At 72.1% G+C, this 19,648-nt stretch carries 22 protein-coding genes; all 22 read right to left on the reverse strand.

Translation table 11 applies throughout. The annotated features are described in order from the left end of the window. Positions 1–33: 33 nt before the first annotated feature. Entirely contained in the window at positions 34–729 is a 696-nt protein-coding gene (locus FWJ67_RS04270) for a glycosyltransferase family 2 protein (RefSeq protein WP_304172268.1), read from the reverse strand. After that, positions 726–1,382 (reverse strand): copper transporter, encoded by a 657-nt coding sequence (locus tag FWJ67_RS04275; RefSeq protein WP_304172266.1) that lies wholly within the window; start codon positions 1,380–1,382, stop codon positions 726–728. Before FWJ67_RS04275 ends, FWJ67_RS04270 begins: the two co-directional genes overlap by 4 nt. Positions 1,383–1,400: 18 nt before the next feature. Next, positions 1,401–2,546: a putative cytokinetic ring protein SteA gene (steA, locus tag FWJ67_RS04280; protein ID WP_414482244.1), complete on the reverse strand. Its 1,146-nt coding sequence runs from the start codon at positions 2,544–2,546 to the stop codon at positions 1,401–1,403. Continuing rightward, positions 2,546–3,316 carry a sporulation transcription factor Spo0A gene (gene spo0A, locus FWJ67_RS04285; RefSeq protein WP_414482596.1) on the reverse strand — a complete coding sequence of 257 codons (771 nt, stop codon included), beginning with the start codon at positions 3,314–3,316 and terminating at the stop codon, positions 2,546–2,548. The genes steA and spo0A overlap by 1 nt, the downstream gene beginning before the upstream one ends. 69 nt (positions 3,317–3,385) lie before the next feature. Then, complete coding sequence (gene spoIVB / locus FWJ67_RS04290) at positions 3,386–4,711, reverse strand: SpoIVB peptidase (protein ID WP_304172258.1); 1,326 nt, start codon at positions 4,709–4,711, stop codon at positions 3,386–3,388. 75 nt (positions 4,712–4,786) lie between these two features. After that, a complete protein-coding gene (gene recN, locus FWJ67_RS04295; RefSeq protein ID WP_304172256.1) occupies positions 4,787–6,529 on the reverse strand; it encodes a DNA repair protein RecN in 1,743 nt (580 codons plus the stop codon). A 53-nt stretch (positions 6,530–6,582) separates the two neighbouring features. Beyond that, on the reverse strand, positions 6,583–7,089 hold the full coding sequence (gene argR / locus FWJ67_RS04300; RefSeq protein WP_304172254.1) for an arginine repressor: 507 nt from the start codon (positions 7,087–7,089) through the stop codon (positions 6,583–6,585). A 26-nt stretch (positions 7,090–7,115) separates the two neighbouring features. After that, positions 7,116–7,946 carry a TlyA family RNA methyltransferase gene (locus FWJ67_RS04305; protein WP_304172251.1) on the reverse strand — a complete coding sequence of 277 codons (831 nt, stop codon included), beginning with the start codon at positions 7,944–7,946 and terminating at the stop codon, positions 7,116–7,118. Then, a complete protein-coding gene (gene dxs, locus FWJ67_RS04310) occupies positions 7,943–9,895 on the reverse strand; it encodes a 1-deoxy-D-xylulose-5-phosphate synthase (RefSeq protein ID WP_304172248.1) in 1,953 nt (650 codons plus the stop codon). The genes FWJ67_RS04305 and dxs overlap by 4 nt, the downstream gene beginning before the upstream one ends. Before the next feature lie 9 nt (positions 9,896–9,904). After that, complete coding sequence (locus FWJ67_RS04315; RefSeq protein ID WP_414482246.1) at positions 9,905–10,468, reverse strand: hypothetical protein; 564 nt, start codon at positions 10,466–10,468, stop codon at positions 9,905–9,907. An 811-nt stretch (positions 10,469–11,279) separates the two neighbouring features. After that, positions 11,280–12,176 carry a polyprenyl synthetase family protein gene (locus FWJ67_RS04320; RefSeq protein WP_304172244.1) on the reverse strand — a complete coding sequence of 299 codons (897 nt, stop codon included), beginning with the start codon at positions 12,174–12,176 and terminating at the stop codon, positions 11,280–11,282. Then, a complete protein-coding gene (gene xseB, locus FWJ67_RS04325) occupies positions 12,173–12,475 on the reverse strand; it encodes an exodeoxyribonuclease VII small subunit (RefSeq protein WP_304172241.1) in 303 nt (100 codons plus the stop codon). Before xseB ends, FWJ67_RS04320 begins: the two co-directional genes overlap by 4 nt. Before the next feature lie 12 nt (positions 12,476–12,487). Then, positions 12,488–13,780: an exodeoxyribonuclease VII large subunit gene (xseA, locus tag FWJ67_RS04330; protein WP_304172239.1), complete on the reverse strand. Its 1,293-nt coding sequence runs from the start codon at positions 13,778–13,780 to the stop codon at positions 12,488–12,490. Positions 13,781–13,802: 22 nt separating this feature from the next. Further along, positions 13,803–14,234 carry a transcription antitermination factor NusB gene (gene nusB, locus FWJ67_RS04335; RefSeq protein ID WP_304172237.1) on the reverse strand — a complete coding sequence of 144 codons (432 nt, stop codon included), beginning with the start codon at positions 14,232–14,234 and terminating at the stop codon, positions 13,803–13,805. Between the two features lie 83 nt (positions 14,235–14,317). Then, positions 14,318–14,548: a DUF2273 domain-containing protein gene (locus tag FWJ67_RS04340; RefSeq protein WP_304172235.1), complete on the reverse strand. Its 231-nt coding sequence runs from the start codon at positions 14,546–14,548 to the stop codon at positions 14,318–14,320. Between the two features lie 12 nt (positions 14,549–14,560). After that, entirely contained in the window at positions 14,561–15,106 is a 546-nt protein-coding gene (amaP, locus tag FWJ67_RS04345) for an alkaline shock response membrane anchor protein AmaP (RefSeq protein WP_414482247.1), read from the reverse strand. Then, complete coding sequence (locus tag FWJ67_RS04350) at positions 15,103–15,555, reverse strand: Asp23/Gls24 family envelope stress response protein (RefSeq protein ID WP_304172231.1); 453 nt, start codon at positions 15,553–15,555, stop codon at positions 15,103–15,105. Before FWJ67_RS04350 ends, amaP begins: the two co-directional genes overlap by 4 nt. Continuing rightward, complete coding sequence (gene accC, locus FWJ67_RS04355) at positions 15,548–16,927, reverse strand: acetyl-CoA carboxylase biotin carboxylase subunit (RefSeq protein WP_414482248.1); 1,380 nt, start codon at positions 16,925–16,927, stop codon at positions 15,548–15,550. Before accC ends, FWJ67_RS04350 begins: the two co-directional genes overlap by 8 nt. A gap of 29 nt (positions 16,928–16,956) precedes the next feature. Beyond that, positions 16,957–17,418, reverse strand: a complete 462-nt coding sequence (gene accB / locus FWJ67_RS04360) for an acetyl-CoA carboxylase biotin carboxyl carrier protein (RefSeq protein ID WP_304174421.1) — start codon at positions 17,416–17,418, stop codon at positions 16,957–16,959. 168 nt (positions 17,419–17,586) lie between these two features. Next, positions 17,587–18,336, reverse strand: a complete 750-nt coding sequence (locus FWJ67_RS04365; protein ID WP_304174419.1) for a SpoIIIAH-like family protein — start codon at positions 18,334–18,336, stop codon at positions 17,587–17,589. 26 nt (positions 18,337–18,362) lie between these two features. Further along, complete coding sequence (locus FWJ67_RS04370; RefSeq protein ID WP_414482597.1) at positions 18,363–18,977, reverse strand: hypothetical protein; 615 nt, start codon at positions 18,975–18,977, stop codon at positions 18,363–18,365. A gap of 13 nt (positions 18,978–18,990) precedes the next feature. After that, complete coding sequence (locus FWJ67_RS04375; RefSeq protein ID WP_304174415.1) at positions 18,991–19,638, reverse strand: stage III sporulation protein AF; 648 nt, start codon at positions 19,636–19,638, stop codon at positions 18,991–18,993. Positions 19,639–19,648 lie beyond the last annotated feature (10 nt).

A 19,648-nucleotide genomic window follows, 5' to 3' on the forward strand; every position in this document is an offset into this window, starting at 1 on the left:
AGAGTCCCCACCCGAGCCCGCCCGCTCCCAGGCTCAGCGCCCTCCCCTCCAGCGGCGGGCCAGGGCCCGGGTGATGGCCATCCACTGGCGGCCCCGGTGGAGGAAGCCAGCCAGGTCCCGGCCCGTCACCCGGTGGTGGAGGGGGATGGGAAGCTCCACCACCCGGCCCCCCGCCCGCAGGCAGTCGATGGTCATGCCCACCTCCGCCCCGAACCCCTCCTCCAGGGGGCCGATGGCCTCGAGCACCGCCCGCCGGATGGCCCGCTGGCCCGAGAGGGGCGCCTGAGCGCGAAAGCCGGTCAGCTTCTGGATGCCCCAGCGGGCCGTCCGGGTGGCCAGCCCCAAGCCCCCGCCCCCCGCCCGGAAGGCGGCGATGGCCAGGTCCGCCTCCCCCGCCAGGACCGTCTCCACCAGAGGCCAGAGCCGCTCCGCGGTGGACCCCAGGTCCGCGTCGGCGAAGAGGATCACCTCCGCGTCCGTCGCCTGCCATCCCGCTTCCATGGCCGCCCCCTTCCCCCGGTGCTCGGCGAAGACGATGACCCGGGCCCGGGCGGCTCGGGCCACATGGCCCGTCCCATCGTGGGACGCGTCGTCCACCACCACCATCTCATCCAAGGGCAGGCGGGCCAGCGCGGCCAGGGTGGCGCTGATCCGGGCACTCTCGTTCCGGGCGGGGATGACCGCGGCCACCCGGGGGCGGCTGGGGGCCGGGCCGGATGCCGCCCTCACCGGAGTTGGGGCCCCTCCGGGGACCAGCCGAAGCGGCCCGGAAGCTGGGCAATCAAGCCCACGAGGACGAGGGCCAGGCCCGCGGGATGCTCGGTGGGCCCGACGGCCGCCCACCCGTCGGGCAAGGTGAGCTCCCGGTCGGGGAACCGGTCGGGAAGGAGAAGGAGCCGGTAGGCGGCCTCGGGGACCCGGGGGGGCAGAAGCTCACCGGCCAGGGCTTCCGCGGCGAGGCCCGGCCGGGCCAGGACCACCACCGCCTGGACGGGCTCCTCCACCCGGCCCCCCTCCCCCACGGCCATCACCTCGGCCCCGGCCCAGCGGAGGAGATCGGCCAGCTCCTGGGGCGGCCGGCCGCCCGGGGCGAAGAGAGCCACCCGCTGGTGGGCCAACCGGCCTTCGGCCAGGAGGGGCAGACCCCGCTCCACCAGGGCCCGCCAGTGCTCCATCTCCCGCACCAACTCCCGCTGGCGGGCCAAGAGGGCCTGTTCCGCCCGCCGGCTGGCGGTCAACTCCTGCTCGATCCGATCCAGGGCCGCCTGCTGGCGCTGGGTCCAGCCCTCATCGGCCCCCAAGCCCAACCCGATCACCATCCCCAAGGCCAGCGCCAGGAAGATGGCCCCCAGCGAGGCCAGGTGGGTTCGCCACTCCACCACGGCGACCGTCCCCCATCCTCACCATCCCGCCCACAGGCGGAGCTGGAGCCAGACCAGCCGGGCCGCCTCCCGCACCGGGGGCGCGAGGAGGGCCACCACCCCCAGGGGGAGGAGGCTCGCGGCCAGAAGCCCCACCCAGTAAGATGCCCGGGGCCGGGACCGGTAAAGCCGGCTCACCCCCCGGGCGTCCACCAGGATGGGCCCCACCTTGGTCCGGACCAGCAGGGTGCTGGCCATACCGCTCCGGCCCTTCTCCAGGAAGTCGATCAGGTTGGAGTGGGAGCCCACGACGACGATCAGCTCCGCCCCTTCCTGATACGCCAGCAGCATGGCCAGATCTTCGCTGGTGCCCACCATGGGGACCACGTGGGCCGTCCGGCCCGCGGCCAGCACCCGCTCCAGCCCGGGGGCCCGGCCGTCGGCATAGGCGTGGACCACCAGCTCCGCGCCGCAGCGGAGGGCCCGATCGGAGATGGAGTCGAAGTCGCCCACGATGAGATCGGGCGTGATCCCCTCCTCCAGGAGCGCGTCGGCCCCGCCGTCGACGGCCACCGTCACCGGGCGGACCTCCCCCAGGTAGGGGCGGATGGCCCGGAGGTCCTCCCGGAAGCCGCTTCCCCGGACCACCACCAGCACGTGGCGCCCTTTCAGGCGGGTCCGCAAGGGCGGGTGGGCCAGCGGCCGGAGGACCTGATCCCGCTCCCGGAGGGCATACTGTAAGGTATTTTCAATAAATTTGTGCAACTCTTCGTCCAAGCGGGCCTGCCCCTCATGCCACCGGGCCTCCAAAGCCTCCCGGGTGACGGGGACCCCTTGGAGCTGCCAGCCGGGCCCCAAGACGGTGGCCCCCTCCACCCGGATGGCATCCCCCTCCCGGAGGTGGGCCAGGAGCCCCGGGATCTGCTCCACCATGGGGATCCCCGCCTCCCAGAGGAGCCAGGGGCCTTGCGCGGGGAAGCGCCCGGTGAGGAAGGGGCTGGCGTTCAGCACCGCCGCGGGCCGGCGCTCCACCAGGCTCTCCGCGGCCAGGCGGTCCATGTCGGGGTGGTCCACCGCGGCGATCTCCCCCGGCTGGAGCCGCTCCACCAGCCGCTTGGTCACCGGGTCGGCCCGGGCCACCCCCTCCACCCCGGTCCGCAGCGGGCCGCCTCCCCGGGATGGCATCAGGCGCCCAGCCCCCGGCGGCGCCGGCTGGCCAAAGCCAGCTCGTCGGCCATGCGGGCGATGAAGGTGGAGTTGGTTGGCTTCCCCGTCCGGCTGTCGACGCCATAGGTGAAGAGGGCGTTCAGCCGGGGCAGGTTGCCCCGGGTCCAGGTGGCTTCGATGGCATGGCGGATGGCCCGCTCCACCTTGCCCGGCGTGCTGCCGAAGCGCCGCGCGACGGCCGGGTAGAGCCCCTTGGTGATCCGGGAGAGGAGCTCAGGCCGCTCGTTCACCAGGAGGATCGCCTCCCGCAGGTAGGCGTAGCCCTTGTAGTGGGCGGGCACGCCCAGCTCGTTCATCATGCGGGCCACCTCCTCTTCCAGGCGGGGATCCCGCAGGGACCTGGGCGGGTCGGTGGGGGCGTGGACCACCTCCCGCACCCGCTGGAGGAGGACGGCCATCTCCAAAGGTTTCATGCAGTAGTAGCGAGCGCCCAGGGTCATGGCCCGCACGATCAGCTCCTCCTGGCCGAAAGCGCTCACCACCAACACCCGCACCCGGTGGGCCGGCGGATTCTTCCGGAGGGCCTCCAGAACACCGAAACCGTCCAGATGGGGCATCACCAGGTCGAGGATCAAGACGTCGGGGAGCCACTCTGGGATCCGCGTCAGGGCGGTCCGCCCGTCGCCGACGGCCCCCACCCACTCCATGCCCGGCTCCCGGTCCACGGCCTGGTGGAGCAGGCGGATGAACTGAGGGTTGTCGTCGGCCACCATCACCCGGATCGCCACCGCAGGGCCTCCCTTCCCCTGGGACCTCTCAGGTCGCCATGTTCGGACGATCCCCGGCCAAGTTCGCCCTCACGCCACCCTCTTCCTCTCCTGGGCTTCCCGGGCCTGGGGCTCCCCCTCGGCCCAGGGGAGGGCCTGATCCAGGCCCGTCTCATAGACCATCCACTCGGCCAGAATCCCGAAGCCCCGCCGGGGCTGGTTGACAAAGACGTGGGTGACCGCCCCCACCAGGCGATCGTTCTGGATGATGGGGCTCCCCGACATGCCCTGGATGATCCCGTCGGTCCGGGCCAGGAGCCGGGGGTCGGTGATCTCCAATACCAGGCCCCGATCGCTGGGCGCCCGCTGGCTTCTCACCTCCAGGATCTCCACCTCGAAGGCCTGGACCGACTGGCCCTCCAAGACGGTCAGCATCTGCGCGGGACCCGGCCGCACCTCGTGGGCCAACGCGACGGGGATGGGGTGGTCAAAGAGCCCGTGGGGCGGCTCCCGGAGGAGCCGGCCGTAAATGCCGAAGGGGGTGTTCTTCTCGATGATCCCCAGGGGACCGCTGCCGTCCAGCACCCCCACCTTCTCGCCCGGGTCGCCGCTCAGGCTCCGGCGAAGCCCCTCCACGGGCGCCAGGACGATCCGCCCCTGGTGGAGGGTGACGGGCCGGTTGCGGGAGTCGGTCACCTGGTGGCCCAGGGCGGCGAAGACCTGCTCGCCCGGGTGGTAGAAGGTGAGGGTGCCCACCCCCGCGGTCGTCTCACGCAGGAGGATGCCGAGGAGGAACCGTTCCTGGCCCCCCTCCTCCACCCGCAGGGGCCGGACCCGCACCGAGAGCCGCTCGGAGCCCCGCTCCACCTCCAGCCGCACGGGCCGGCCCTGGCGCCCCGCCAGCTGGGTCCACCGCTCCACGTCCGCCGGGCGCTGGACGGGGTGGCCGTCGATGCTCAGGAGCCGGTCGCCCGCCCGCACCCCCGCCTCGGCGGCGGGGCTCCGGACGGACCCCTCCCCCGGCCGGGCGGGCAGGTCCACCGTCCGCTCGATGACGAGCCCGTCCATGGCGGCCAGAACGCCGATGGACTGGCCTCCGGGGACCACCTGCACCCGCGGAACCACCGAGACCTCCATGGTCCCCAGGGGAAGCCAGCCCAGGAGACGGAGCTCCAGCCGGCCATGACCCAACGCGTCACTCTGGAGCCGAAGGCCGCTGGCCGTGGAGGCCAGCCAGCCCCGGGCCTCAGGATCGACCCAACGGTAGAAGAAGCCCTCCCGGAGCAGGTAGGCTTGACCAGGAAAGAGCCGCAGGTGCGGCGGCGCCATGGCCAGACGGAGGAGACCAGGAAGGGTGAGGAGCAGGAGCACCACCAGGGCCACAGACAGGCTCCGCCCCAGCCGACGGAACGCCACGGGGATCCCCCTCGCGGGCGGCCTCCCAGCTTGCGCAGGTGCGGGAACACCCGCTAGCCTCTCCCCGCGGTGGGCTCAACCTGCTGGCGATTCGCTGGCGCTCTTGGTTGCCTGGGCCTCTGCCAGCATCTGGCGGGCGTGGGCCCGGGCCGCCTCTCCGGGCGCGCTGCCCAGCATCCGGACCAGCTCGTCCACCCGGGCGTCGCCCTCCAGCCGCTCCACCCGGACCCGGGTCCGCTCGCCTTCCACGGCTTTGGCGACCCGGTAATGGATTTGGGCCCGGGCGGCGATCTGGGGCAGGTGGGTGACGCAAAGGACCTGCCGGCTCTCGGCCAGCTCTTGGAGCCGCTGGCCCACGGCGAGGGCGGTCCGGCCGCCGATGCCCGCGTCGGCCTCGTCGAAGATGAGGGTGGGGGTCTGGTCGGCTTCGGCCAGGGCGGTCTTCAGCCCCAGGAGGATCCGCGACAGCTCGCCGCCCGAGGCAATCCGGTGCAGGGGCCGCATCCCCTCGCCGGGGTTGGGCTCGATGAGGAAGAGGGCCCGCTCCAAGCCGTGGGGGAAGGCCCGGACCCGCTGGCCTTCCACCTCCACCCCGTCCGCCGCCTCCTCCCGGGTGAGCTCCACGTGGAAGCGGCACCGCTCCATGGCCAGCTGGCTCAGCTCGGCCATGATCTGCTCCTCCAACCGCCGGGCCGCCTCCCGGCGCCGCTCGCCCAGCTCCTGGCCCCGCCGGGCCACCTCCTGGGCCCGCTCCTCCACCTCCGCCGCCAGCTCCACCAGGCTGCTCTCGAAGTTCTGCAGCTGCTCCAGGCGCTCTCGCGCCTGGGCGGCGTAGGCCAGGATCTCCCGAGTGCCGTCGCCGTACTTGCGGCTCAGGGTGCGGATGAGGTGGAGGCGGCTCTCCACCTGGTTGAGCCGCTCAGGGTCGGCCCGCAGGGTCTCCAGGTAGGCCCGGAGGGCGTGGGCCGCCTCGCTCGCCTGGGCCGCCGCCGACTCCACCAGAGCCAGGGGCTCCTTCAGGGTGGCGTCCGTCTGGCTGGCCTGGGTCAGCTCCCGGGCTGCGAGGGCCAGCTGGTCCGAAGCGGCGGCCTGCTCGCCCCCCGCGTAGAGGAGGCTGTAAGCGGTGGCCACCGCCTCCCGGAGCTGCTCCGCATGGGCCAGGCGACGCCGTTCCTCCTCCAGCTCCTCTTCCTCCCCCGCCTGCAGCCCGGCCGCCTCAATCTCCTCGAGCTGGAAGGCGAGCATCTCCATCTCCCGCACCCGGTCCCGCTCCGACTGGCGGAGGCGCTCCAAGCGCTCCGTGGTCTCCAGCCAGGCCTGGTAGGCCGCCTCATACGCTCGCCGGGCGGCCAGGAGCTGCGGGCCGCCGAACTGGTCCAGAAGCTCCAGCTGGCGGGCGGGGCTGGCCAGGGAGTGCTGGCTGTTCTGGGTTTGGAGCTCCACCAGGAGGGGGGCCACCCGTTGGAGGGAGGCCAGGGGGACCAGGTGGCCGTTGATCCGGCAGCGGTTGCTGGAGCGGCGGCTCAGGTCCCGCCGGATGACCAGCAGGTCCTCATCCTCCAAGAGCCCTTCCTCGGCCAGGAGGGCCCGCACGTGGGGCAGGTCCGAGAGGTCGAAGGCCGCCTCCAGGACCGCCTCGTCAGCCCCCTCCCGGATCAGGTCGGCCTGGGCCCGCTCGCCCAGAAGGAGGGTGATGCTGTCGATGAGGATGGACTTGCCCGCCCCCGTCTCACCGGTCAGGGCGCTCAAGCCCCGCTCGAAGGTCAGGTCAAGCCGCTCGATGAGGGCGACGTTCCGCAGGTGGAGTTCCAGGAGCACGCCACCGCCCCTCCTTTGCTCAGTGGACCATAACGGGGAGCCAGGGCCAGGGGCTAGCCGGTCCGGAGGGCTTCCAGCTTCTCCAGCAGGGCCGCCGCCTGAGACCAGGGAGCCGGCCGCCCGTCCGGGGAGGAGGCGGGTTCCGATGAGGTTGGACGTTCGGCGGCCACCAGGAGGACGGTGTCGTCGCCGGCGATGCTCCCCAGAAGCTCGGGCCACTCCAGGGCGTCGAGGGCGGCCGCCACGCTCTGGGCCGCGCCGGCGGTGGTTTTGACCAGCACCAGGTTGCCGCTCACATGGGTGGAGAGGACAAACTCGCGGAAGGCCAGCCGGGCCCGCTCCACCCGATCGGCGGACGGCTCCTGGCGGGCCAGGACGTACCGGTAGCCGCCGCCCGGCACCGGCTCCTTCACCAGGCCCAGCTCCTTGATGTCCCGGGAGATGGTCGCCTGGGTGACCTCGATGCCCTGCTGCCGGAGGAGCTCAGCCAGCTCCTCCTGGGTGCGGACGTCCCGTTCGCGGACAATCTGGAGGATCGCTGCCTGGCGCCTCCGTTTCACACCGTCCCACCTCCGCCAGGTACGAATTACAGTTCGGGGCGGAGGCGGCCCCCTCCTTCAGCCGGAGGCTGGACCGCCGCCCGGATCAGGGCCTCATCGGGCGGGGGGCAGGCTGAGCCGGCCGCCGGCCGCAGCCAGAGGAAGAACTCCCGATTCCCCGCCGGTCCCAGAAGGGGCGACGGGGTGAGCCCGTGGACGGCCAGACCCACCGTCCGGGCCGCCTCCCACACCTTCTCGATCACCTGGCGGTGGACCTGGGGGGAGCGGACCACGCCCCCCTTCCCCACCGCCTCCCGCCCCGCCTCAAACTGGGGTTTGACCAGGATGACCAGGTGGCCCTCAGGGCTCAGGAAGGTGAGGAGCCGGTCGAGGAAGAGGGTGACGGAGATGAAGGAGACATCCACCGTCACCAGGTCGACGGCCTCGGGGATGGCCTCCCGCTCCAGGTGGCGGATGTTGGTCCGCTCCAGCACCACCACCCGGGAATCCTGCCGGAGCTTCCAGGCCAGCTGGCCGTAGCCCACGTCCACCGCGTACACCCGGCGGGCCCCCCGCTGGAGGAGGCAGTCGGTGAACCCGCCGGTGGAGGCCCCCACGTCGAGGCAGGTCAGCCCGTCCACCCCGATGCCGAAGACCTCCAGGGCATGGTCCAGCTTTTCGCCGCCCCGGCTGACAAACCGGGGCGGCCGACCCGCCCAGACCAGCTGGGCCCCGTCGGGAACCCGGTAGCCGGGCACGCTCACCGTCCGCCCATCAACCTGGATCTCCCCGGCCAGGATCGCCCTCCGAGCCTGCTCCCGGGAGGGAAAGAGGCCCGCCTCCACCAGGCGGAGATCCAGCCGCTGCCCGCCCTTCACGAGGGGGTCTGCCCGGCCTCCCGCCGCCAGGCCGGAGGGCTGACCACCTTGACCAGTTGCCGGGCCGCCGCGGCGATCCCCTCCGCCGACAGCCCCTGCTGCTCCCGGAGGCGCTCCTGGGTGCCGTGCTCCACGAAGCGGTCGGCCACCCCCAGGCGGGCCACCCGGGCGGGCACCTGGTGATCGGCCAGGAGCTCCAGCACCGCGCTCCCCAGGCCGCCCATGCGGACCCCATCCTCCACGGTGACCACCCGCCCCGTCCGGCGGGCCAGGGCCAGGATCTGCTCCTCATCCAAGGGCTTGACGAACCGCACGTTGAGAACGGCCGCCTGCACCCCTTCGGCCGCCAGGGCCTCGGCCGCCTCCAGGGCCGGCCAAACCAGAGGCCCCAGGGCGAGGATGGCCACGTCCGCCCCCGGCCGGAGCAGCTCCGCCTTGCCCACGGGCAGCGGCTCGGCCACCCGTTCCAGATCGAGCACCCTCCCCTGGGGCAGGGGGCAGCTCCCCTTGGGGTAGCGGATAGCGGCGGGGCCCTCGAGCTGGAGGGCGGTGGCCAGCATGGCCTGGAGCTCCGGGCCGTCCTTGGGGGCCATCACCGTCAGGTTGGGGATGCAGCGCAGGAAGGCCACATCGAAGACGCCGTGGTGGGTCGGCCCGTCCTCCCCCACCAGGCCCGCCCGGTCCAGGGCGAAGGTGACGGGCAGGTTTTGGATGCAGACGTCGTGGATCACCTGATCGTACGCCCGCTGGAGGAAGGTGGAGTAGATGGCCACCACCGGCCGGAGGCCCGCGGTGCTCATGCCGGCGGCCATGGTGACCGCGTGCTGCTCCGCGATGCCCACGTCAAAGAACCGGTCGGGGAAGGCCTTCTGGAACGCGCTCAAGCCCGTGCCGTCGGGCATGGCGGCGGTGATGGCCACCACCCGGGGGTCCCGCCGGGCGAGGGCAACCAGGCTGGAAGCGAAGACCTTGGAGAAGGAGGGGGGTTTGGGCCGCTCGACGGTGGCCGCCGGCTCCACCTTCTCCGCCTTCCAGTAGGGGGTGAAGGGCCCCAGGCCGTGGTAGGCCGCGGGGTTCTCCTCCGCCGGGCGGTAGCCCTTCCCCTTCTGGGTGACCACGTGGATGAGCACGGGGCCCCCGTGGGCGATGGCATCCCGCAGGGTGGTCTGGAGGGTGGCGATGTCGTGGCCGTCCAGGGGCCCGTAGTAGCTGAAGCCCAGCTCCTCGAAGAGGGTCCCGGGCAAGAGGAGGTGCTTCAGGCTCTCCTTCATGCGCCCACCCATGCGGAGCATGGTCTCGCCCACGGCGGGGATCTGGGCCAGCAGCCGCTCCACGTCCTCCTTGGCCCGGCGGGTGGTGGGCGCCAGCCGCAAGCGGGTGAGGTAGCGGGCGATGGCCCCCACGTTGGGCGCGATGGACATCTCGTTGTCGTTCAGGACCACCACCAGGTCGGTCCCCAGGGTCCCGGCGTTGTTGAGGGCTTCGTACGCCATGCCGCCCGTGAGGGCCCCATCCCCCACCACGGCCACCACCGCGTAGGTCTCCCCCAGGGCGTCCCGGGCCAGGGCCATCCCCAGCGCGGCGGAGACGGCGGTGCTGGCGTGCCCCGCCCCGAAGGGATCGTGGGGGCTCTCACTCCGCCGGGTGAAGCCGCTCAGGCCCCCCTCCTGCCGGAGGGTGCGGAAGCGCTCCCGGCGGCCCGTCACCAGCTTGTGCACGTAGGCCTGGTGGCCCACATCCCAGACGATCCGGTCCCGGGGGCTCTCCAGGACGGTGTGGAGGGCCAAGGTGAGCTCCACCACGCCCAGGTTGGGGCCCAGGTGGCCTCCCGTCTGGGAGACGGTCTCCACCAGCTCCTCCCGAATCTCCGCCGCCAGCTGGTACAACTGGCTCAAGGACAGCTTCTTCAAGTCCGCCGGTCCGTCGATGGTCTCCAAGATGCGGCCCACGCGTCTCCCTCACTTTCTGCCTTGCCGGCTTTGACGCGTCACCCTCTTCTTCCTACCGTTCCTCCGCGATGAGGAGGCCACACGCTGGGAGCCCCGGCTCCAGCCCGTCAGCCGGCGGCTGAACCGGATCAGGCGCCCGGCCAGGAGGAGAATCCGCTCCCAGCGCCTGAGGGCGAACTCTTTCTCCGCCGCCTTGCCACCGATGGTGAGGGCGGCCACCAGGGCCACCAGGAGCGGGGTGAGGGGCAGCCGGGCGAGCTCTGGGTACCGCTGGGCCACCCCGTAGACGATGGTGGTGGCGATGGCGCCCGAGAGGGTCCCGGCCACATCGCCCACCACGTCCTGGGAGAAGGAAGAGACCTTGGCGGCGTTCCGGACGAGGCTGATGGCCTCCGCCGCGCCGGGCACCCGATCGGCGGCCATGGCGTGCAGGGGCGCCTCCCGGGAGGCGGACGCGGCCACCCCGAGCATGTCGAAGAGCACGCCCAGGGCGATCACCACCAGGAGGAGGACCACAGCCAAGGTCAGGTCGACCCGCTGCAGAACCTCATCGCTGACCGAGCTGAGAACCAAAGAGAGGAAGAAGGCACCCGCTCCAACGGTTAAGAAGCGGCGTAAGGCAGGAGGCAAGTGATCACCGACCCGAACAGACGTCATAAAAAAAGCTCGACGGGTGGCAGCACGCCGAGTAAACATTGTGGCTTAGGTCCAGCAGGTTTTCCCAACGGTCCTCCGCAGCGTCGCCGCCACGGCGGTTTCCCCTTTGCGACCGCTCTGCCGTGTCGCCACCAGCAGGGCTGGATTACCACTTAGTCCACACCGCAATCCTCGGCGTGCCTCCGAACGGAACAGCCTAGAGGTTTTCCCCGACGGTTCCGGAACATCCTAGCCTCTCTTGCAAGTGGAGTTTCAAGCGGCACCGGTCGGGCCTCCTTGGCCTTCGGAGACCCGCCTGAACCCGCTCTCCCTCTCCACCCGCTCAAGGCAGGCTACACTGCACCCAGCACTCGGTGCCTCCCGGCCCCTCGTACCGACGATGCAGGTTCATCTCCCAAGCCGTAGTTCCCCATCCGCACAGGCTTCCGGTTCCCCACGATCTTGGGTCTCCGCGGAGCCAGGGTCAGGACCTGCATGCCCTTGCAGGCTGCCCCGCCTCCTTAACCCCCAGCCGCAACCCCGGACTGGGCGTCCAAGGCCACCACCAGGGACTTCATCGATGTGCCCTTTGACGGATTTTTAGGCCCGTCTTCAGATGCTCCGTGCCCGACTAGGATACTGCGCCACCCGTCGATGCACATTTCAATCCTAGAGTATTCTAGCATCTTGCCGACGGGCGGGTCAATGGCGCCCCCGAGGGCGGTTCTGCCAGGAGCCCGAGCCCCCGTCAGCGGACCCGGTGGATCACCCGCTCGGCCAGCCCCCGCAAGACCGCCGCGTCCAGCCCTTCCAGAAGGGTGAGGGCCTGGTCCAGCCGGTCCCGGGCCATCTGCCGGGCCGCCTCCACCCCGTAGAGGCGCGGATAGGTCAGCTTCTGCTGGGCCGCATCGGCCTGGACCGCCTTGCCCAGGAGCGCGGGGTCCCCCACCACGTCCAGCAGGTCGTCGACGATCTGGAAGACATGGCCCAGCTCCTGGCCGAACCGGCCCAAGGCCTCCACCTGCTCTTCGGTGCCGCCCCCGATCCGGGCGCCCAAGCGGAAGCACGCCCCGAAGAGGGCGCCCGTCTTGCCGTCGTGGATGGCCTGGAGCAGGCTCTCGCTGGGCTCCAGCTCCTCGGCGCGGATGTCCGCCTCCTGGCCGCCCACCAACCCCTGGCTGCCCGCGGCGACGGCCAGGTCCCGCACGCACGCCAGACTCACCGCCTCCGAGACCCCCGCCAGGGCCGGGAGGCGGCCCAGGAGCTCAAAAGCGAAGGTGAGGAGGGCATCCCCCACCAGGATGGCCGTCGCCTCACCGAAAGCCTTGTGGACGCTGGGCTGCCCCCGCCGCTGGTCGGCGTTGTCCATGGCCGGCAGGTCGTCGTGGACCAGGGAGTAGGCGTGGAGCACCTCCACCGCGGCCGCGGCCGGCAGGGCCTGGGCAGGCTCGCCCCCCACCGCGGCCGCGGCGGCCAAGACCGCCAGGGCCCGCAGCCGCTTGCCGCCGCCCAGGACCGCGTAGCGCATGCCCTCCTCCACCTGGCCCACCTGCCCCTGGCCCTGGGGCAGGAGCGCCTCCAGGGTCGCCTCTACCTGGGGCCGCCAGGTCGCCTCAAACTGCGCGAACGCTTCCACCGCCGTCACATGCCCGCCTCCGTTCCGCCCGGCCCCAGATCGAAGGGCTCGGCCGTCACCACCCCGTCCTGCTCCACCAACTGCTCCAGCCGGGCCTGGGCTCGATCGAGCCGGGCTTGGCAGATTCGGCTCATCCGGATCCCTTCTTCCAACAGCCGCAGGGATTCCTCCAAAGTGGCCTCACCGCCTTCCAGGGCGGCCACCGCCGCCTCCAGGCGCCGGTAGGCTTCCTCGAAGGAGAGCTCCTCCTCGGGAGTGGCCTCGGTGGTCTGCCGATCGGGCTCCTCCCCTGTCGCCTGAGCCGCCATCCTCTCGCCTCCTCACCCCTGGGCAGGCGGGCTCTGTGCTGCCCGCCCCCGGTCTCCAGCCCCGTCGGGCCGTGCCTGCTGGCCCACCACCCGGCAGGCCAAATCCCCATCCCTCACCCGGACCTGGATCAGGCTCCCCACGGGGGCCTGGGCCACCTGGCGGATCACCGTGCCGTCGGGCTGGGTGGCGATGGCGTACCCCCGGGCCAGAATGGCCAAGGGCGACAGGCTCTCCAGCCGGGCCGCCAGGTGGGCCAGAGCCATGGCCCGTTCCCGGAGGGCCCGCCGGAAGGCCGCCTCCAGCCGCTCCGTCGCCTCATCCACCCGTTGGCTGGCCTCCGCCAGCGGCCGCAAGGGCTGGCTGAGGGCCCAGGAGCGGGCCAGCCGTTCCACCCGCTCCCGCCGGCTGCGGAGCTGCTCCACCGCCCGCCGGACCAAGCGCGCCCGGAGGAGCTCCACCCGGTGGAGGAGCTCCACCGCCTCAGGCGCCACCAGCTCCGCGGCCGCGGAAGGGGTGGCGGCCCGCACGTCCGCGGCGAAATCACAAAGGGTGACGTCGGTCTCGTGGCCGACCGCGGAGACGATGGGCACGGGGCAGCGGGCGACGGCCCGGACCACCCGCTCATCGTTGAAGGCCCACAAGTCCTCCAGGGAGCCGCCTCCCCGGCCGATGATCACCACATCCACCCCACCGAAGGCGATGAGCCGGTCGAGGGCGGCCACCAGGCTCTCGGGCGCCTGCTCCCCCTGGACCAGGGCGGGGCTGAGGAGGATGCGGACGCCCGGCAGGCGCCGCCGGAGGACCGTCACCATATCCCGCAGGGCGGCCCCCACCGGCGAGGTGACCAAGCCCACCGTGCGGGGCAGGGCGGGCAGCGGCCGTTTCCGGGCCGGGTCGAAGAGCCCCTCCCGCTCCAGCTGCTCTTTGAGCCGCTGGTACTCGGCGTAGAGCTGGCCCTCTCCCGCGGGCACCAGCGCCTCCGCGTAGAGCTGGTACTGGCCCCCCCGCTCGTAGACGCCGATGGACCCCAGGGCCAGCACATCCTGCCCATCCCGGGGCTGGAAGGTGAGCCGCCGGGCCTGGCTGCGGAACATGACGCCGCGGAGGGCGGCTTCGCTGTCTTTCAGGGTAAAGTAGAGGTGGCCCGAGGTGTGGAGCGTCACGTTGGAGAGCTCGCCCCGCACGGTCACCCGGCGCAAGGCCGGCTCACTCTCCAGGAGGATCTTCACCGTCCGGGTCAGCTGGGTGACCGTCCAGTACTGGCCTGTCCAGGCCGCGAGCCGGCCTGGGCCCGCGCCCTCCACGGAACCGCCTCCTTCCCCGTGCTTATGAAGGCTGGGAGGTGAAGGAGCCCTGGCCCTCCAGGTGCCGGGCGATCTGGCCCAGAATGCCGTTGACGAAGCGGGAGGAGTCCTTGTCGCCGTACTTCTTCGCCAGCTCCACCGCCTCGTTGATGGAGACGCTGCGGGGGATGTCGGGCCGGTGGAGGAGCTCAAAGACCGAGAGCCTGAGGATGTTCCGGTCGACGGTGGCCATCCGCTCCAGCCGCCACTCGGGCGAGAAGCTCTGGATGAGCTCATCGATCTCCTGGCGATGCTTCAAGACGCCCCCAACCAGCTCCCGCACGAAGCGGGCCCCGGCCTCCTCCAAGCCCACCAACTCCACGGCGTGCTGGACGGCCAGATCGGGCCGCGTGTGGCCCAAATCGATGCCGAAAAGGGCCTTCAGGGCCGCCTCCCGTGCTCGCCGACGCTCCAACCCCTGCTCCCCCGTTTCTCCCTCTCATCGGGCCGCCCCGCGCTCGGGGCGGTGCTCCTCCCGTCGTTCTCCGGCTCAGGTCCCTAGGGGTGGTCGCCCCACCAGAACCGGCGGATCACCCGCCGCACGCTGCCCCGGCGGTCCCGCTCAGCGCCCACCAGGTAGCCTAACACGCCGAAGGCCAGGATGACGAGGGTCCTCCAGAACCCATAGGTTACCAAGAGCCAGGCCAGAGCCAGGCCGGCCAGGGTTCCCACCACCCGCCCCCGGTAAGGGAGCAGAAGCTCGAGCAGCCGGATGAGCGGTCCCTCCATGAGCCGCCCTCCCTACTCGGTCCGGGGCCCGTCCCGGACCACCTGCTGGATGGCGACCCGGACCGCGGTCACATGGACGCCGAGCAGGCCCTTCACCTGGCTCTCCACCTGGCGCTGCACCGCCTCGCCCAGCTCGGGGATCGGCTGGTCGGGCAGGACCGTCAGGGCCAGGCGGACCTCCACCCCCGACTCCTTGGGCGTGATCCGGGCGCCCACGTCCTTCACCCCCGGCACCCCCCGGGCGGTCCGGACCACCAGGTCCTGCACCGCGTCCAGGGAGACGGCCACCTCACCCCACTCGGTCTCCGTCACCGCCGTGGCCCGGGGCCCGCCCGGCCGGGGCAGGACCAGCCACGCGACCAGGCCTCCCAGGAAGACCAGCAAGCCGCCCAGCCCTCCCGCCAGCCAGGGATGCCCCGCGCCCAGGGCCACCCAGCGGGCCAGGGTGACCGACGGATCCCAGCCGCCCGCCACGGCGAAGAGGGCAGCCGCCAAAGCCAAGCAGAGGAGCGTGAAGAGAAGAACGATCCCTCGTACCGCGGCCGACACCGCGCTCACCTCACCCGGGGCGGCTCCTCCTCCGGCTCCTCATCCGGGGCCTGGAAGTGGACGCCCTGAACGTGCACATTCACCTCGAGGACCTCAAGGCCCGTCATGGTCTCGATGGTCCGCTTCACATTCTCCTGGATCTGCCAGGCCACGTCGGGGATCCGCACCCCGTACTCCATGATCACGTACAGGTCGACCGCCGCTTGCTCCTCCCCGACCTCCACCTTGACGCCCTTGGTGAGGTTGCGGCGGCCGAGCATCTCGGCGATGCCCCCCACCACACCGCCGCTCATGCCGGCCACCCCCTTCACCTCGGTAGCCGCCAGCCCGGCGATGATGCTCACCACCTCGTTGGCGATCCGGGTCTCGCCCAGCTCGCTCTTCCGGCGGGTGGTCTCGGGCCGGTCCTCCCAGCCCTCCTCAGCCCCGCGGGGCAGCCGCTCCTCACTCTTACCCATGGCCACGACCTCCTTCGCCCGCCAAGCGGTCGAGGATGCGCTCTTCGATGAACCGGGTGGAGAGCCGCCCCGCCTCGAAGTGAGGATCGCTCATGATGAGCCGGAGCAGCTCCACGTTGGTGGCCACACCCTCGATCTCCAGCTCGTCCAACGCGGCGCGCATGCGGGCCACCGCTCCTGCCCGGTCGGCATCGCGCACGATCAGCTTCGCGAACATCGAATCGTAGAAGGGTGAGATGACGCTGCCCTGCTGGACAGCCGTATCCACCCGCACCCCCGGACCGCCGGGGAGATGGAACCGGGTGATCACCCCCGGCGAGGGCATGAAGTTGCGGGCGGGATCCTCCGCATTCAGGCGGACCTCGATCGCGTGGCCCCGGATGACCACGTCAGCCTGATCATACCCCAGGGGTTCCCCCTGGGCAATGCGGATCTGCTCCCGGACCAGGTCGATGCCCGTCACCTCTTCCGTCACCGGGTGCTCCACCTGGATCCGGGTGTTCATCTCCAAGAAGTAGAAGTTACCCTCTTCATCCAGGAGGAACTCGACGGTGCCCGCGTTCACATACCCGCAGGCCCGAACCCCCCGCAGGGCCGCCTCCCCCATCCGGGCCCGCAGCTCCGGGCTGACCGCGGGCGAGGGCGCCTCCTCCACCACCTTCTGGTGGCGGCGCTGCAGGGAGCACTCCCGCTCCCCCAGGTGGATGGCCGTCCCGTGCTGGTCGGCCAGCACCTGGATCTCCACGTGCCGGGGCCGCTCGATGAGCCGCTCCAGGTAGACCTCCCCTGAGCCGAAGGCGGCCTCCGCCTCCCGGCGGGCCTGGTGGTAGAGGCGCTGCAGCTCGTCGGGGGTGCGGGCCGCCCGCATCCCCCGCCCGCCCCCGCCGGCCGACGCCTTGATCAACACAGGGTAGCCGATCTCCTTGGCGACGGCCAGGGCCTGGGCCTCGGAGGTGACGGGCCCGTCGCTGCCGGGCAAGACGGGCACACCCGCCTGGCGCATGAACTCCCGGGCCTGGGCCTTGTCCCCCATCTGCTGGATGGCGGCCGGGGGCGGGCCAATGAAGACGATGCCGTGGCTCTCGCAGATCTCCGCGAAGTCGGCCCGCTCCGACAAGTAGCCGTACCCCGGGTGGATGGCGTCCACGCCCGTCAAGAGCGCGGCGCTGATGATGTTGGGGATGTTGAGGTAGCTCTGGGCGGAGGGGCCCGGCCCCACGCAGACCGCCTGGTCGGCCAGGCGGACGTGAAGCGCGTCCCGGTCAGCCTCTGAGTAGATGGCCACCGCCTCGATGTTCATCTGGTGAAGGGCTCGGATGATCCGGACCGCGATCTCGCCGCGGTTGGCCACCAAGACCTTGCGGAACTCCAAGGGCGTCTCTCCTTCTCTTCAGGGAAGGCTCAGAGCGGCTCCAAAACGAAGAGGGGCTGCCCGTACTCGACGGGCTGCGCGTTGGCCACGAGGATCTTCCGGACCCGCCCGCGTTGCTCGGCCTCGATCTCGTTCATCAGCTTCATGGCCTCGATGATGCAGAGAGGCTGGCCAGGCTCCACCGTATCGCCCACCTCCACGTAGGGCGGGGCGTCGGGCGCCGGGGCCCGGTAGAAGGTGCCCACCATGGGCGCGGTCACCACGATCTCGCCCGGCTGCGCGAGGCTTTCCTCCGCCGCCGGCTGGGCCCCCGCGGCGGGCGTTCCGCCGGTCTCGACGGACGGCTCGGCCACCAGCCCGTTAACCGGAGCGGGCCGGGGCCCCACCGCGCGCCGGATCCGCAGGTGGGTGCCGGCGGTCTGCAGTTCCAGCTCCTCCACATCGCTCTGGCCCAACACTTCGACCAGGGCCTTGATCGTCTCCAGATCCAACGGCGTGCTCCTTCCCAGCCCGGGTCCCCTTGGTAGCTTCCCCAGGAAACGGCTCTCCACCCAGGCCTGTCCGCTCACAGGAGTTCGCTCCCCATGGACGATCTCCTCTCCCGGCGGCCCCTTTCCCGCACCGCGCGAGGGGGCCCTCCCCGAAGGGAGGGCCCCGCTCTATTGGACCGAGCTGAGGCCGTCCATGAGGGTCACGGCCTGGAGGCCCACCCCGGCCACTTGGGCCACCAGCCCTCCCAGCCGGCTGGCCTGTTCGGCGGTCAGGACCTGGGAGAGGACCACCTCCACCCGGTCCGGGCCCAGGATGGCCACCGCGCCCTCGTACCCCTGGAGCCGGAGGAGGTTCTCGATGGCCAGCTCCTGCTCCAGCTGGTTCAGCTCCTGGAGGAGTACCAGCTGGGCCTCGGCCCGCCGGTCCTCGCTGGCCGTCGTGTCGTCCAGCACCTGCCGGAGGAGCTCCATCCGCTCCGAGCGGACCCGGGCCCGATCCAGCCGGAAGAGGTCGTACCCGTTCCCTGCGGGAAGGGGGGAGGCTGAAACCGGCTCGACCCGCCCGCCTGGTCCCGGGGCGGTCACGGGCACCGCCTCCTCGGCCACCGAGCGGGTGACGCCCCCGGATCCCGCCTCCCCGGGTCCCACCTCCCCGGGCCCAGCCCCCGAGGGCCGTGCCTCCGTCACCGGGGCCGCCGCCGGCACCGTCGCCGGCAACGCGGGGGCGGGCTCCGGCCCGCCGGGCCAGCGCTCCGCCACCCAGGCCCGCACCCCCTCCCAGGCGGCCCGGATCTCCTCGCCCGTCCAGGGAGGCCGGGTGAGATCGCCCAGGAACGCCCAGCTCCCCAAGCCCAACAGGATGGCCACGGTCAAGGTCAACCGCCAGGTCCGCCGTCCCACCACGATGAACCTCACCATCCTCTCTCGCCTCCTGCTCCCAAGGTCTACCGAGCGGGCACCACCTGCACCCGGTACTGGGGCAGGTGGAGCACGGTGGCCGCCGCCTCCGCCAGGACCCGCCGGACCCACGGATCGCCGCCCCCTTCGGCGGCCACCACCACCCCCGCGATGCGGGGCCACTCCCGGGCGATGGTGCGGGGGGCCCCGTCGGCCGTCACCCGATCCCGCACCGACTCGGTCACCCGCCGCTCCTGGCGGAGCCGGGTGCCGCCCTGGGCATCTCGCTCCTCGGTCTGGCTTTCATCCCGGGTCACGTCCATGGCCAGCTGGTCCCGGAAGCCCCGTTCCAGGGTGAGCATCACCCGGACCCGGCCGGCGCCCTGGATCTGGCCCAGGATCCCCTCCAGCTCCGCCGTCAGCTCCCGGACGAAGCGGAGGTCGGGATCGAGGGCCGAACCCGCCACCGCCGCCCGGGGCGGCTCCGAGGCCGGGGGAACCACCCCCCGGCCCCCCGCCAGGAGGGCGGCCCCCGCCACAGCCACCAGGCCCAGGATCAGCAGGCGCCGGCGCCCTTCGGGCCCCAAGCCGAACCGGTCGCCGCCGCCCTCCCCGCCGGTGAGGGGTCCGATCCACTGCCGCCACGACTCCCAGAGGGTCATCGTCGTCGCCTCCTCAGGGCCTCACCTGGATCCGCTCCAAGGGGATCTGGTAGAAGGCGGCCAGCACCGCCTGGACCGCGGGGGCGGCGGGAGCCGAGGCCGCCTCCGGCCCGGGCTCGGGGGCGTCGGCCGGTCCCACCTGGACGGCGGGCACGGTGACGGGGGCCACCGGCCCCTCTTCCCGGCGGCCCGCCCCGCCCCGGGAAGCCGCCGGGGGGACGCTCCACCCGGTCTCCGACACCCCTTCGCCCTCCACCCCCGACCCCAGGACCACCTCGATGGCCTCCACCCACCCCTCGGGCGAGAGACGGACCGCCACCTGCCGGGGCCGGACCCCCACCCGGAGCTCCACCAGGCGGCGGGCCTGAAGGGCCACCTGCTCCTCCGCCACCTGGTGGGCCCGGGCCTCCAGCGCCCCCGCCAGCCGGCGCCCCGCGGCGAGAGGACCTTCCTCCACCGCCGCCGGCAGAGTGAGGGCCGGAAGGCGCCACTGGGCGCTTCCCAGCTCCACCAGGGGGCGGAGGACAGCGATCACCAAGACCAGCCCCAGGATCACCCGGACGTAGGGCCGCATGGCCCCCTCCGGCAGGAGGAGCTCGCCCAGGACGAGGAGGAGCACCAGGCTGATGAAGACGTGGAGCCAGCTGACCAGAGCGGCCACGGGCCACCCT

The sequence above is a fragment of the Limnochorda sp. genome, from assembly GCF_047459355.1.
Classification (GTDB): domain Bacteria; phylum Bacillota; class Limnochordia; order Limnochordales; family Limnochordaceae; genus Limnochorda.